Genomic DNA, 12,350 nt, shown 5'->3' with positions numbered 1-12,350 from the left:
CCCGCCGCCGCGGGGCCCCGGGGCGCGCCTGTGTCCCGGCCCCGCCCGGCTGCTACGCTCGTCGGCCACGGCCGCTCCACGCGCGCGGGCGGCGCGGCTTGGTGGGAGCCCCCCGGAATGTCACAGACCCCTGTGCTGGACCTGCGCGGTATCGACAAGAGTTTCGGGCCGGTCCGCGTCCTCCAGCAGGTCGACTTCACCGCGTACGCGGGCGAGGTCACCGCGCTCGTCGGCGACAACGGCGCGGGCAAGACGACGCTGGTGAAGTGCATCGGCGGCATCCACCCCATCGACTCCGGCGAGTACCTCTTCGACGGCCGCCCGGTGCGCCCCGGCACGCCCCGCGAGGCCGCCGCGCTCGGCATCGAGGTCGTCCACCAGGACCTCGCGCTCGCCGACAACCTCGACATCGTGCAGAACATGTTCCTCGGCCGCGAGCGCCGCCGCGGCCTGCTGCTGGACGAGCCCGCGATGGAGGAGCTGGCGCGCCGCACGCTCGCCGAGCTGTCGGTGCGGACGATCGGGTCGGTCCGGCGGAAGGTGTCGGAGCTGTCCGGCGGGCAGCGGCAGACCGTCGCGATCGCGCGCGCGGTGCTGTGGGACTCGCGGGTGGTCGTGCTGGACGAGCCGTCCGCCGCGCTCGGCGTCGCGCAGACCCAGCAGGTCCTGGAGATCGTCCGGCGGCTCGCCGACCAGGGCCTGGCGGTCGTGCTGATCTCGCACAACATGAACGACGTGTTCGCGGTGGCGGACCGGATCGCCGCGCTCTACCTGGGCCGCACGGTCGCGCAGGTGCGCGCCGCCGACGTCACGCACGCCCAGGTCGTCGAGCTGATCACCGCGGGCCGCAGCGAGTCGCTGGGGATCACCGGATGAGGGCGGGACCGTCACAGGAGGACATCCGGCGGCACAACCTCGGCACGCTGCTGCGGTACGTCCATGTCCGCGGCCCCGCGTCGCGGGCGACGCTCGCCGAGTCGCTCGGCCTGAACCGCAGCACGATCATGGCGCTGACGGCCGACCTCACCGCGGCCGGGCTCGTCCGCGAGGAGCTGCCGCGCAGCCCCGGCCGGCGCGCCGGACGCCCCTCGCTGGTGGTGCGGCCCGAGTCCACCCGGGTCTACGTGCTGGCGTTCGACGTCGGCGTGGACCGGCTCGCGGTCGCGCGCGTCGGGCTCGGCGGTGTCGTGCTCGACCGGCGCGAGGCGCCGCACGAGGGCCGCGGCCCGGTCGAGCCGGCCGAGCTGGTCGCGACGCTCGCCGGGATGGCCCGCTCGCTGGTCCGCAAGGCCGGCCGCGACGCGGTGTGCGTGGGCGCGGCGCTGGCGTTCCCCGGCATCGTCCGGCGCGGCGACGACGTGATCCGGTTCGGCCCGAACCTGCGGGTGGGGGACGTGACGCTCGGCGAGATGCTGTCCCGGCGGCTCGCGCTCGGCGTCCCGGTCGCGGTCGCCAACGACGCCAACCTCGGCGCGATCGCCGAGCACGAGCGCGGCGCGGGCGTCGGCTACGACGACATGGTGTACCTGCACGGGGACGTCGGCGTCGGCGGCGGCATCATCGTCGGCGGGCGGCTGCTCGGCGGCCAGGACGGCTACGGCGGCGAGGTCGGCCACATGGGCGTGAACCCGGGCGGCCGGATGTGCTCGTGCGGCGCGCGCGGCTGCCTGGAGTCGGAGGTGGGGGAGCGGACGCTGCTGACCCTGGCGGGCCGCGCCGACCTGACCGGGGTGACCAGCCGCGAGGCCGTCCGCGCGATCGTGGACGCCGCCGACCGCGGCGACGTGGTCGCCCGCGACGCGCTGCACCAGGTCGGCACCTGGCTCGGCCGGGGCGTGGCGAACCTGGTGAACATCTTCAACCCCGGCCTGGTCGTGTTCGGCGGGACGCTGCGGGACGTCTACCTCGGCTCGGCGGCGCAGGTCCGCAGCGTGCTGGCGACCGAGGGCATGGCCGCGCCGCGCGAGCGGGTGCGGCTGCGGACGGCCCAGCTCGGCGACGACACGACGCTGGTCGGCGCCGCCGAGTTCGCGTTCGCCGACGTCCTGGCGGACCCGCTGCACGTCCTGGCCCGGCTGCGCGACCCGGAGGAGGAGCCGGTCGGCTCCTGACCCCCGCCGGTCGCGGCGCGCCCGTCAGGCGAAGCTGCCGTACGCCCCCTTGTAGAACAGCAGCGGCTCGCCCTCGTGGTGCTTGTCCAGGTGGTGGACGCGCGCGACGACGATGACGTGGTCGCCCGCGACGTGCTCGTTCTCGACCGACACCTCGATCCAGGCGAGCGCGCCCTCGATGACCGGGCCGCCGCCGGGGGAGCCGGTCCAGGTGATGTCGGCGAACTTGTCGCCGCCCTTCAGCGCCAGCCGCTTGCAGACCTCGAGCTGCGGCTCGCTGAGGATGTTGATGCACAGCCGTCCGGCGTCGCGCAGCCGCGGCCACGTCGTGCTCGTGTGCGCGACGCAGAACGCCACCAGCGGCGGGTCGAGCGAGACCGAGGTGAAGGAGTTGGCGGCCAGGCCGGTCGGGCGCCCCGACCCGGCGTCGATGCCGGTGATCGCGACGACCCCGGTGGCGAACCGGCCGAGGACGGCCCGGAACCGGGCGCCGTCGATGTCGGTCACCCCGCCGTCCGGCCGGGTTCCCGCCGCGCCGGACGCCTCGGCCGCCGCGGCGGACGCCGTGCCGTTGGGTGCCGCGCCGTTGGCCGTCGGCCCGTCGGGGGATCGGTGCATGCGGCGTTCCACTCCCGGTCCGTGGCGTCGCTCGGCCGACCCGGTCGCCGGGAGCGCGGTGGCGTGTTCGGCCATCACACCCGTTCCCTTCTCTTAGCCAAGCGCTTGCTTGGACGATAGGCGGGCCCTCTCGATACTGTCAAGCTCGCCCCCCTTCGCCCTTCTTCCCCCATAAGGGCCTCTCTCTGGAGAAAGTCCCCCCGGGCCGGATGGTAATCTCACACAAGCGCTTGCTTGTTCTCACCATCAGGTCCGCCACCACCCAGGGAGGACGCCCGTGCCGGGATTCCGCGACCGGACCGCGATCGCCGGGGTCGGCTACACCCCCTTCAGCAAGGACTCCGGCGTCTCCACGCTCACCCTCGCCGTGGACGCGGTCACCGCCGCCCTCGCCGACGCCGGACTCACCGTGGACGACGTGGACGGCCTCGCCACCCACCGCGTCGGCGACAGCACCCCGCCCTGGGTGGTCGCCCCCGCGCTCGGCGTCCGGGAGGTCACCTGGTACCTGGACCAGTTCGGCGGCGGCAGCGTCTCGCACTCCGTCGTCGCCCAGTCCGCCATGGCCGTCGCGTCCGGCATGGCCGAGACCGTCGTCTGCTACCGCGCCATCAACGCCCGTTCGGAGTTCCGCATGGGCGGCACCGGACGCGCCCCGGCGCCCGTCTTCGACGTCCAGTACCAGGCCCCCTACGGCTACTTCGCCCCGCCGCAGCAGTTCGCGATGTACGCGCGCGCGCACATGAACCGCTACGGCACCACCCACGAGCAGCTCGGCCGCATCGCCGTCCGCCAGCGCGAGAACGCCGCCAAGAACCCGCGCGCCCTGAAACGCGACCCGATCACCCTGGACGACTACCTCGCGTCCCGCTGGATCGCCGAGCCGCTGCGGCTCCTCGACTGCTGCCTGGAGACCGACGGCGCCTGCGCCGTCGTCGTCACCTCCCGCGAGCGCGCCCGCGACCTGCGCCGCCCGCCCGTCCTCATCTCGGCCGCGGCCTGGGGAGGCGGCGACAGCATGTTCTCCGGCGCGGGCTCCACCCCGGCCGGCACCGACTGGACGGTCACCGAGGCCGCCCGCCTCGCCCCGCGCCTCTACCGGATGGCCGGCATCACCCCGTCCGACATCGACGTGGCCGAGCTCTACGACTGCTTCACCTACTCGGTGCTCGTCCAGCTGGAGGACTACGGCTTCTGCCCCAAGGGCGAAGGCGGCCCCTTCGTCGAATCCGGCGAGGGGCCGCCCGTCAACACCCACGGCGGCTTCCTCTCCGAGGGGTACGTCCATGGCATCAACCACATCGCCGAAGCCGTCTCCCAGCTCCGCGGCGACGCCGGCGACCGCCAGGTCCCGAACGCGCGGACCGCCCTGTCCACCGCCCAGCCGGGCTACGTCCTCGCCGGAACCTCGGCCCTCGTCCTCCGGAGCGACCAGTGATCGTCCGTCCCGAGCCCGACCGCGACTCCCGTCCCTGGTGGGACGCCGTCCGCCGCCACGAACTGACCGTCCAGCGGTGCGACGCCTGCGGCCGGCTCCGCTTCCCGGCCCGAGCCGTCTGCAACGCCTGCCGCTCACGGGAGGCGTCATGGACGCCCGTCTCAGGCCGCGGCCGCGTCTACTCCTGGATCGTCAACCACCAGCGCTTCGCGCCGTCCATGACCGAACCGCTCACCATCCTCGCCGTCCGCCTGGACGAGGGCGACGACCTGCTCATGTACGGCAACCTGACCGAACCCGCCGAGCTGTGCGAGGGCCTCCCCGTCGAAGCCGTCTTCACCGACCACGACGGCGAGACCCTCGTCAACTGGCGTCCCCTCCCCGGCTAACCCGGCCGCTCGGCGGCGGCGCGGGCGTGCAGGGAGGGCTTGTCGATCTTGCCGTTGGCGTTCACCGGCAGCGCCTCCACCGGGACGACCCGGCGGGGGACCTTGTAGTTCGACATGTTCTCGCGCGCCCACGCGATGACGGCGTCCGGGTCGGGGTCCCGGCCCGGAGGCGGGACGACGTACGCCCAGCCGACCTCGCCCTGCGCCTCGTCCGGGACGCCGACCACCGCCACCTGGGACACGTCCGGACAGGACAGCAGCAGCCCCTCGATCTCCGCCGGGTAGGCGTTGAAGCCGGAGACGATGAACATCTCCTTCTTCCGGTCGACGATGGCGACGTTGCCCGCGTCGTCCACGACGCCGATGTCGCCCGTGTGCAGCCAGCCGTCCGCGTCGACGGCCTCGGCGGTGCGTTCCGGGTCGTCCCAGTAGCCGCGCATCACCCCGTAGCCGCCGACGAGGATCTCGCCGGGCTCGCCGGGCGCCAGGTCGCGCCCGTCGTCGTCCACCACGCGCACCGACACCCCCGGCACCGGACGGCCCGTCGTGCGGGCGATCACCTCCACCGGGTCCTCGGGACGGGTCATCGAGACGACCGTGCCCTCCATGAGGCCGTAGGCGTTGATCATCCGCTCGATGCCGACGCGGTCCACCAGGCGGCGGATCAGCTCGGGCGGGACGGCGGCGGCGCCGCAGATCAGCACGCGCAGCGACGACACGTCGCGGCCGTCCAGCTCGTCCAGGATCTTGAAGAACATCGGCGGCGCGCCCGCCAGGACGCTGACCCGGTTCTCCTCGATCAGGTCGAGCAGCCCCGACGGGTCGAACCGGGCGATCGGCATCATCGTCGCGCGGCGCAGGACGCAGGCGAGCAGCCCGGCGTTGATGCCGAAGCCGTGCGAGAACGGCGCGATGACCGGGTACCGGTCGCCCTCGCGCAGCGTGACGATCTCCGCCCAGTCCCAGTAGCCGCGCAGCAGCTGCGCGTGGTGCAGCATGACGCCCTTGGGCGCGCCGGTCGTCCCTGACGTCGCCATGATCGACGCGAGGTCGTCGCGGCCGACCGCCAGCGCCCGCTCCTCGGCCTCGGCGCGGGACGTCTTCTCCCCGGCCGCCAGGAAGTCGTCCCAGGCCACGGCCCCCGGCGGCGGCGCCCCCGGGCCGAGGACGACCCGGAGCCGCAGGTCGGGCAGGTCGGCGTCCGCGATCATGTCCAGGTAGGACGTCCCCATGAAGCCCTCGGCGGCGAGCAGCACGGACGCGCCGGTTTTGCGCAGCAGCCCCGCCGCCTCCAGGCCCCTGAACCGCGTGGACACCGGGGCGATGATCGCGCCGGTGTCCCAGACGCCGTAGGCGGCCACGACCCAGTCCGGGTCGTTCGGACCCCAGACCGCCACCCGGTCGCCCGGCCGGACGCCGTGCGCGATCAGCGCCCGGGCGACCTCGGACGCGCGCTCCGCGAGCGAGCGGAGCGTGAGGCGGACGTCCCCGGCGACGACCGCCTCCACCCCGGGGTGGCGGGCGGCCTGGTCGCGGAGCATGCGCGGGATCGTCCCCCACGCGGGGACGGCCTGGAGGTCCATCACGCCCCCAGGGCGGAGCGGTCCCGGCCCAGGTGGTGGCCGCGCGCGTCGGTGACGGTCCCCGGCCGGCGCGTCTCGGCGACCTCCTCCGCGACGACGACCTCGATCGACACCGGCGTCAGCGCGTAGAGCGCCTGCGCGATGCGTCCCTTCCACATCGGGTTCCGGACGAGCGTGTCGCGGTTGAACCGGACGTGCAGCGCGGCGGAGTCGAGGGTGCCCTCGCGGGTGATCCGCAGGTCCCAGTGGGCGACGCCGTCGATCTTCGCGAGCGCCGCCTCCAGCTTCGGCAGGGAGATCCAGCGCCCCCTGACCAGCACGTGCTCGCCGACCGTGTGCGCGGGAGCCGGGACGCCCTCCTCCCCGCCGGAGAGCCGGACGGCGTGCCCGGTCCGCCGCACCTCGTCACCGGCGAACACGACCAGCTCGGCGCTCGTCACCGGCGAACACGACCAGCTCGGCGGTCCCGGCCTCGAAGGGCGGCTCCAGGAGGACGTCCTTGCCGACGGGCGCGAGCCCGAGCAGGCCGTCCCGCACGGGTGTCAGCACCGCGTCGGACGGCCGCTTCCACGCGATCGGCACCCCGAGGAACGGGTCGGCGTACAGCTCCCGGACCTCGGCCTCGAACTCGGCGGCGAGCTGCGCCGCGGTGTTGGCCGACGGGATCTCGCCCACCACCAGGACGCGGTCCAGCTCCAGGTCCAGCGGGTCGAGCAGGAACTCCAGGTGCAGCCGCGCGAGCAGGTCCATCGCGCCGGTGGGCGTGGTGACCAGCGTCGTCGCGCCCACCGCCTCCAGCGCCGAGTGCAGCCGCATCCGCCCGCGCGCGCCCACCGACGCCGAGGCCGCGGCGACCGACGCGGCGGCCCGCGCGACCAGCGACCCGCTCGGCTCGCCGTCGTCGTTCAGCGCGACCACCACCCGGTCGGACGCCCCGACGCCCGCCGCGCGCAGGGTCTCGGCGGCCGTCGCGACCACGTCGTCCGGCAGCGGGACGACCAGGTCGCCCTCGGAGGAGACCGCCAGCGGGCCGCGCGCGGCGGTCCCGGCGGGGAACCCGTGCCTGGTCAGCCAGCGGCTCACTGCGCGACCTCCTGCATGAAGAGCTTCATCGAGTTGCAGACGTGCTCGTGCGCGAGCCCGCCGACCTGCGCCTGGAGGATCAGGTCGGTCGCCCCGGCCGCCTCGATCGCCTCGACGGCCTTGCGCGAGCCCTCCACGTCGTCGATGACGACCATGGTCTGCTCGCGCAGCACCCCCATCGCCTCGTCCGGCGGCATCCCGACGGCCTGCTGGCCGAGGACGCGGTGGGTGGCGTGCCGGGCGTCGGTGTAGCCGGGCGGCGCGACCAGGTTGATCTGCCGCCGCAGGTACCACAGGACGGCGTCGGCGGCGGTGTCCACGGCCTCCTGCTGGGTCGGCGCGACGTACCAGGGGATCATCAGCGCGACCCGGCGCGAGTCCGGGTCGAACCCGCTGTCGGCGAGGCACTGCTTGTACTTGGCGATGTCCTCGGCGACGTCGTCCAGGCCCTTGAGCATGGTCATGCCGAGCAGGTTGAAGCCCTGCCTGGCGGCGGCGAGGTAGCCGTCCAGCGAGGTCGAGGCCACCCAGACCGGGGGGTGCGGGTCCTGCACGGGGCGCGGGTAGACGCCCACGTCCGGCACCTCGAAGAACTCGCCGCTGCGGGTCACCGGCCGCCCGTCGGCCTCCCAGATCGCCAGGACGGCCTCCAGGTGCTCCTCCCACAGCTCGCGCGACCGCTCGAACGGCCGCTGGAACGCCTGGTACTCCAGCGGGGACGCGCCGCGCCCGGTGCCGAACTCGACCCGTCCGCCGGAGATCACGTCCAGCGTGGCGACGCGTTCGGCGATCCGGATCGGCGACTGGAACGGCAGCAGCACCACGCCGAGCCCGAGGTGGATGCGCTCGGTGCGCTGCGAGATCCCGGCCAGCACCAGGTCGGGCGCGGACGAGTGGGAGAAGCCCCGGGTGAAGTGGTGCTCCACGAACCAGGCGGTGTCGTATCCGAGCTGGTCGGCCAGCACCACCTGCTCCATGACGTTGTGGAACGCCTGCCGCTCCACCTCGCGGGACCGACCGCGCACCTCAAGTTCGTAGCCAAGGCTGACCCGTAGCGACGTCATGGAGCCTCCGAGCTTCCGCTGTGCTGTCAGAGACAAGATAACCAAGCGCTCGCTTGGGATGCTAGTCGAGCGCGTCTCCGACCGGTGCCGCGGACGGGGCGGGCTCGACGGCCGGGCCGGACGCCAGGGCCGGGACGTACGGGGTGAGGACCGCGAAGCTGCCGCAGCCCTCCAGCACGAGGCGTCCGAACCGGCCGAGGGCCGCGCGCGCACGGGCTCCCGCCCGGTCCTGGAGCGCCAGCCACGCCACCCAGCCGACGCCCACGACGCCCCAGTAGGAGACGAGGCGGTACAGGCCGACGGCGGCGGCGGCCGGGGCGACCGCCGCGCCGAGCGCGACCAGCGAGGCGGCCATGCTCGACTCGATCGCGCCGATGCCGCCCGGCAGCAGCGGCAGCAGGCTGCCCGCGGCCTGCGCGGCGAAGTAGGCGAGGGTGACGCCGGTCGGGTCGAGGTCGAGGCCGACGGCGCGGGCCGCCGCGAACAGCGCGAGGATGTCGCAGACCCAGTTCATGACCGCGAGCAGCGCCAGGACGCCGACGTCCCGCGCGTTCGGCCGCAGTAGGACCGCCGCGTCCAGCAGCTTGTCCACCCACGGGGCGATCTTCGGGTGCGCGGTCAGCCGCCGGTGCGCCCAGTGGAACGGGACGGCCAGGCGGGACCGCAGCGGACGCCAGAACAGCGCGGGCGCGAGCACCGCCGCCAGGGCCGCCGGATAGGACAGCGCGGTCAGCGCCGGACCGCGAGCGTACGGGTCGGTCAGGAGCGCCAGCAGCCCGATCAGCGTGTAGGTGCCGGTCGTGATCACGCCGCCGACCACGATCACCGCCGTGGCGACCCGCGCGGACACCCCGGACCGCCGGAACTGCTGGAACGTGAACACCACGCTCACCGCGGGCCCGGCGGGGAGCGTCGTGGAGAGCGCGTTGCCCGCGTAGGTGATCGCGAACGCGCGGCGCACCGGCATCCGGTGCCCGCCGATCCGCAGCAGCCGCCGCTGGAGCCGGGCGAACGCGCCCATGGACAGCGCCTCGGCCAGCACCACGACGACCAGCCAGAGCCGGTCGGCGTCCCGCGTGGCCTGCCACATCGCGCCGAAGTCGGGGAGCTTGCCGCTGAACAGGACCAGTGAGCCGAGAGCCGCCAGGACGAGTCCCCACTGGACGAGCACGCCGATCCGGCGGGCGCGCCGCGAGCGGGTGTCGCGGGACGGGCCGAGCGGCAGATCCGGGCCCTCCGCGGCTCCCGCTTCGGGAGCGGCCGGAACGCCGGGGGAGGGGGGAGTGGCCTCGTCGGGAGAGACGTGAGCCGCGACGGACGATGTCATGTCACGGTCACCTCGCAAAACCGACTCAGCTGGGGCAACTCCGCGATCAGGAACAGTGTTCCCCACAGCGGGTCACAGAACCGCAAAGTGAGTTCCGTCACACGCTCGTCCGCGCTCAGAGTGCCCCGGATGCACGGAATTGCCGGATTCCCTACGCTTTGTTGACCCTTGTACTCACCTTCGTCACGGGCCGAGCCCCCATGGGAAGGACCCCATGCCCCCCAGCACGCCGCGCCTCCGCAAGCCCTCCCGGCGCGTCTCCACCGTGCTCGGCGTCGCCTCCGGCGCGCTGGCCACCACCCTCGTCGCCGCCGGCATCGCCGCCGCGACCGACTCCGGCGGCACGCTTCCCATCGCCCCCCGCGCCGCGGTCTCCACGACCCCCGGGCAGACCACGACGCTGTCCGGCGTCTCGTTCAAGCTCCGGTGGAAGCCGACCGACCCCGCCGCGATGTCCGCCCTGGACCGCCTGGCCGCCGACCCGCGCGCCGCGATGAAGTCCGTGTCCCTGCGCGAGGTCGCCGCCGACACCGCCGACGTGCGCCGCCTGACCTGGAAGACCAAGTGCTCCCAGACCGCCCGGTCGGCGGTCGGCGCGCTCGACGCCAGGATCAAGGTCGGCGCCTGGTGCCCCGAGTTCCGCGCCGGGATGAGCGACGAGACGAGCGCGAGCTGGACGCCGCAGGGCGTCGCCGTCAGCCGGACCGCGCAGTTCGACGGCCTCGCCCTCAGCTGGTACCACGTCAAGGACCCCAAGGCGAAGAACCCCGTCACCGACATGGCGCGGCTCACCGTCGGCAAGCGCCCCGAGGTGTCCAGGACGGGCGGCTACCACGCCGTCCAGCTCGCGATCCCGACGCGCGACGCGTCCGGCAGGGTCGCCGCCAAGGACGTGGCCGTCCAGCTCGGCGGAGCGTCCGGCGGCATGAGCGCCCAGGGCGTCGCCGAGGCCCCGCTGCACGCGGGCGGCGTCTCGATCGTCGGGAACTACGCCTACCTGGCCGACACCGCAGGCGGCCTGCGCGTCTACGACCTGCGCCGCACCTACCGGGTGACGCCCGGCGGCGGCCTCGGCGTCGGCTCGGACGGCAAATTCCACGCGCACGGCGAGCACTACGTGCTATTCGAGACCGGCCGCTACCAGTTCGACCGGACCGCGTACGGCAGCTGCCCCGAGTGGACCGTCAAGCCGTCCGCGGTCAACCGGCAGCTCTGCTTCAGCACCGTCACCTACGACCCGACCTACCCGACGCCGAGCCTGCTGACCGCCGAGTACAAGCTCTCCGGCGGGATCAGCTCGACGCGTCCGGTCCGCGTCGTCCGCTGGCCGCTCGCCTCCAACGGCCGGCTGGTTGCGAGCGGCGGCGTGGTCACCTCCAAGGTCGTCTACGGGACGGTCACGCCGAACGTGCAGGGCGTCGCGGCCTACTACCGCGCCGGTCAGGGCGCGACGATCTACTACTCGGTCAGCGGCGGCGGCGCCGTCAGCCCCGGCCGGATCATCAGCGACCGCGCCGGGCGCAACCCGTTCACCATCGTCGGGGTGATCGGCGGCGAGTCGTTCGCCTTCGACCCCTACTCGGGCGGCGACCGCATCTGGGGCGTCACCGAGCACTCGGGCAAGCGGATGGTCTACTGGGCCTACCGCAAGAGCCTCCAGCCCGCCGGCGACCGCTGACGCAGGCCCCACCGGGGGCGTCCCACCTCGTGGGACGCCCCCGGCGCATGTCCCCACCCCTCCGGGACGGCCGGCACGGCGCGGGATTCGTGATTCACCTCATAACGCCGTCGCCGGAGGTCCGAACCGGTGGCTACGCTTCCGACCATGAGCATCAAGGCGGTGATCTTCGACTGGGGCGGCACCCTGACCCCGTGGCACGACGTCGACCTCGCCCGCATCTGGCACGACGTCTGCGCCGCCGGGCTCGACCCCGCCCAGGTCGCGGACGCCGCCGCCCGCCTGCACGCCGCCGAGGGCGAGCTGTGGCGGCGCGGCACGGACGAGCACCGCAGCGCCACCCTCGACGAGGTGTTCGCCCTCGCGGGCGTCGCCCCCAGCGAGGCGCTGCTCACCGCCGTCTTCGACCACTGGACGCCGCACACCCTCATCGACCCCGCCGCCCCCGGCCTGATGCGCGAGCTGCGGGAGCGCGGCGTGAAGGTCGGCGTGCTGTCCAACACGATGTGGTCGCGCGAGTGGCACGAGCGCATCTTCGACCGCGACGGCGTCCTCGGCCTGCTCGACGGCGCGGTCTACTCCAGCGAGATCCCCTGGACCAAGCCGCACGCCGGGGCGTTCCGCGCCGCGATGCAGGCCGTGGGGGTGGACGATCCGTCCGCGTGCGTGTTCGTCGGCGACCGCCCGTTCGACGACATCCACGGCGCCAAGTCGGCCGGGATGCGCGCCGCGCTCGTGCCCAACAGCACCGTCCCCTCCTGGCGGACCGAGCCGGACGCCGTCCTGCACGGCGGCCTCGCCGACCTGCTGCCCCACATCGACCGCTGGACGTCCTGAACCCCGCGCCGACCTGGCCGAGAACGCCGACGGGGACCTCGGAAAGCCGGGGTCCCCGCCCGTGGTGCGCTGCTCAGGCCGCCCTGCCGACGGCCTTCCCGCCGTTGCCTCCGCTGTCGGCGTTCCGGCCGTCGCCGCCACCGGCCCTCCCGGCCTTCTCCGGCCGGTCGGCCTTGGCCGCGGACTGGGCCGCCGCGTCGGCGCCGCCCGCCGCCCCGGCCG

12 protein-coding genes are annotated in these 12,350 nt (G+C 74.1%); 6 read left to right on the top strand and 6 right to left on the bottom strand.

Annotated elements, in window-relative coordinates:
• Window positions 1-117: 117 nt before the first annotated feature.
• Both DZF91_RS20330 and DZF91_RS20325 read left to right on the top strand, forming a co-directional pair.
• Complete coding sequence (locus DZF91_RS20330; protein ID WP_117359044.1) at window positions 118-876, top strand: ATP-binding cassette domain-containing protein; 759 nt, start codon at window positions 118-120, stop codon at window positions 874-876.
• The gene (locus DZF91_RS20325; RefSeq protein ID WP_117359043.1) at window positions 873-2,111 is read left to right on the top strand and encodes an ROK family transcriptional regulator; all 1,239 of its coding nucleotides are present in this window, start codon (window positions 873-875) and stop codon (window positions 2,109-2,111) included. The genes DZF91_RS20330 and DZF91_RS20325 overlap by 4 nt, the downstream gene beginning before the upstream one ends.
• Before the next feature lie 24 nt (window positions 2,112-2,135).
• On the opposite strand, the gene DZF91_RS20320 is transcribed toward DZF91_RS20325, so the two are convergent.
• Window positions 2,136-2,729 carry a flavin reductase family protein gene (locus DZF91_RS20320; RefSeq protein ID WP_117359046.1) on the bottom strand — a complete coding sequence of 198 codons (594 nt, stop codon included), beginning with the start codon at window positions 2,727-2,729 and terminating at the stop codon, window positions 2,136-2,138.
• Between the two features lie 277 nt (window positions 2,730-3,006).
• On the opposite strand from DZF91_RS20320, the gene DZF91_RS42155 reads away from it, so the two are divergent.
• Both DZF91_RS42155 and DZF91_RS20315 read left to right on the top strand, forming a co-directional pair.
• Complete coding sequence (locus DZF91_RS42155) at window positions 3,007-4,167, top strand: thiolase C-terminal domain-containing protein (RefSeq protein ID WP_235834436.1); 1,161 nt, start codon at window positions 3,007-3,009, stop codon at window positions 4,165-4,167.
• Window positions 4,164-4,556, top strand: coding sequence for a Zn-ribbon domain-containing OB-fold protein (locus tag DZF91_RS20315; RefSeq protein ID WP_235834435.1), 393 nt, complete (start codon window positions 4,164-4,166; stop codon window positions 4,554-4,556). The genes DZF91_RS42155 and DZF91_RS20315 overlap by 4 nt, the downstream gene beginning before the upstream one ends.
• On the opposite strand, the gene DZF91_RS20310 is transcribed toward DZF91_RS20315, so the two are convergent.
• The 5 genes from DZF91_RS20310 to DZF91_RS20295 form a co-directional block, all read right to left on the bottom strand.
• The gene (locus DZF91_RS20310; RefSeq protein ID WP_117359042.1) at window positions 4,553-6,139 is read right to left on the bottom strand and encodes an AMP-binding protein; all 1,587 of its coding nucleotides are present in this window, start codon (window positions 6,137-6,139) and stop codon (window positions 4,553-4,555) included. The genes DZF91_RS20315 and DZF91_RS20310 overlap by 4 nt on opposite strands.
• Window positions 6,139-6,579, bottom strand: a complete 441-nt coding sequence (locus tag DZF91_RS42150; RefSeq protein WP_235834434.1) for a hypothetical protein — start codon at window positions 6,577-6,579, stop codon at window positions 6,139-6,141. The genes DZF91_RS20310 and DZF91_RS42150 overlap by 1 nt, the downstream gene beginning before the upstream one ends.
• A complete protein-coding gene (locus tag DZF91_RS42145; RefSeq protein WP_235834433.1) occupies window positions 6,545-7,222 on the bottom strand; it encodes a hypothetical protein in 678 nt (225 codons plus the stop codon). Before DZF91_RS42145 ends, DZF91_RS42150 begins: the two co-directional genes overlap by 35 nt.
• On the bottom strand, window positions 7,219-8,286 hold the full coding sequence (locus DZF91_RS20300; protein WP_117359041.1) for an LLM class flavin-dependent oxidoreductase: 1,068 nt from the start codon (window positions 8,284-8,286) through the stop codon (window positions 7,219-7,221). Before DZF91_RS20300 ends, DZF91_RS42145 begins: the two co-directional genes overlap by 4 nt.
• 61 nt (window positions 8,287-8,347) lie before the next feature.
• Window positions 8,348-9,613, bottom strand: coding sequence for a lysylphosphatidylglycerol synthase transmembrane domain-containing protein (locus DZF91_RS20295; protein ID WP_117359040.1), 1,266 nt, complete (start codon window positions 9,611-9,613; stop codon window positions 8,348-8,350).
• A 214-nt stretch (window positions 9,614-9,827) separates the two neighbouring features.
• On the opposite strand from DZF91_RS20295, the gene DZF91_RS20290 reads away from it, so the two are divergent.
• Both DZF91_RS20290 and DZF91_RS20285 read left to right on the top strand, forming a co-directional pair.
• The gene (locus tag DZF91_RS20290) at window positions 9,828-11,291 is read left to right on the top strand and encodes a hypothetical protein (RefSeq protein ID WP_117359039.1); all 1,464 of its coding nucleotides are present in this window, start codon (window positions 9,828-9,830) and stop codon (window positions 11,289-11,291) included.
• A gap of 147 nt (window positions 11,292-11,438) precedes the next feature.
• A complete protein-coding gene (locus DZF91_RS20285; RefSeq protein WP_117359038.1) occupies window positions 11,439-12,128 on the top strand; it encodes an HAD family hydrolase in 690 nt (229 codons plus the stop codon).
• Window positions 12,129-12,350 lie beyond the last annotated feature (222 nt).

Origin of the sequence: Actinomadura logoneensis (genome assembly GCF_003428695.1) — a bacterium.
Taxonomy (GTDB): domain Bacteria; phylum Actinomycetota; class Actinomycetes; order Streptosporangiales; family Streptosporangiaceae; genus Spirillospora; species Spirillospora logoneensis.
This window is presented reverse-complemented; position numbering and strand designations above follow the sequence as displayed.

Excerpts from the sequence above, each read along its gene's own strand:
- DZF91_RS20320 (WP_117359046.1), bottom strand. The coding sequence starts at position 2,729 with ATGCACCGATCCCCCGACGGGCCGACGGCCAACGGCGCGGCACCCAAC.
- DZF91_RS20295 (WP_117359040.1), bottom strand. The coding sequence starts at position 9,613 with ATGACATCGTCCGTCGCGGCTCACGTCTCTCCCGACGAGGCCACTCCC.
- DZF91_RS20285 (WP_117359038.1), top strand. The coding sequence starts at position 11,439 with ATGAGCATCAAGGCGGTGATCTTCGACTGGGGCGGCACCCTGACCCCG.
- DZF91_RS20310 (WP_117359042.1), bottom strand. The coding sequence starts at position 6,139 with ATGGACCTCCAGGCCGTCCCCGCGTGGGGGACGATCCCGCGCATGCTC.
- DZF91_RS20290 (WP_117359039.1), top strand. The coding sequence starts at position 9,828 with ATGCCCCCCAGCACGCCGCGCCTCCGCAAGCCCTCCCGGCGCGTCTCC.
- DZF91_RS20330 (WP_117359044.1), top strand. The coding sequence starts at position 118 with ATGTCACAGACCCCTGTGCTGGACCTGCGCGGTATCGACAAGAGTTTC.
- DZF91_RS20300 (WP_117359041.1), bottom strand. The coding sequence starts at position 8,286 with ATGACGTCGCTACGGGTCAGCCTTGGCTACGAACTTGAGGTGCGCGGT.
- DZF91_RS20325 (WP_117359043.1), top strand. The coding sequence starts at position 873 with ATGAGGGCGGGACCGTCACAGGAGGACATCCGGCGGCACAACCTCGGC.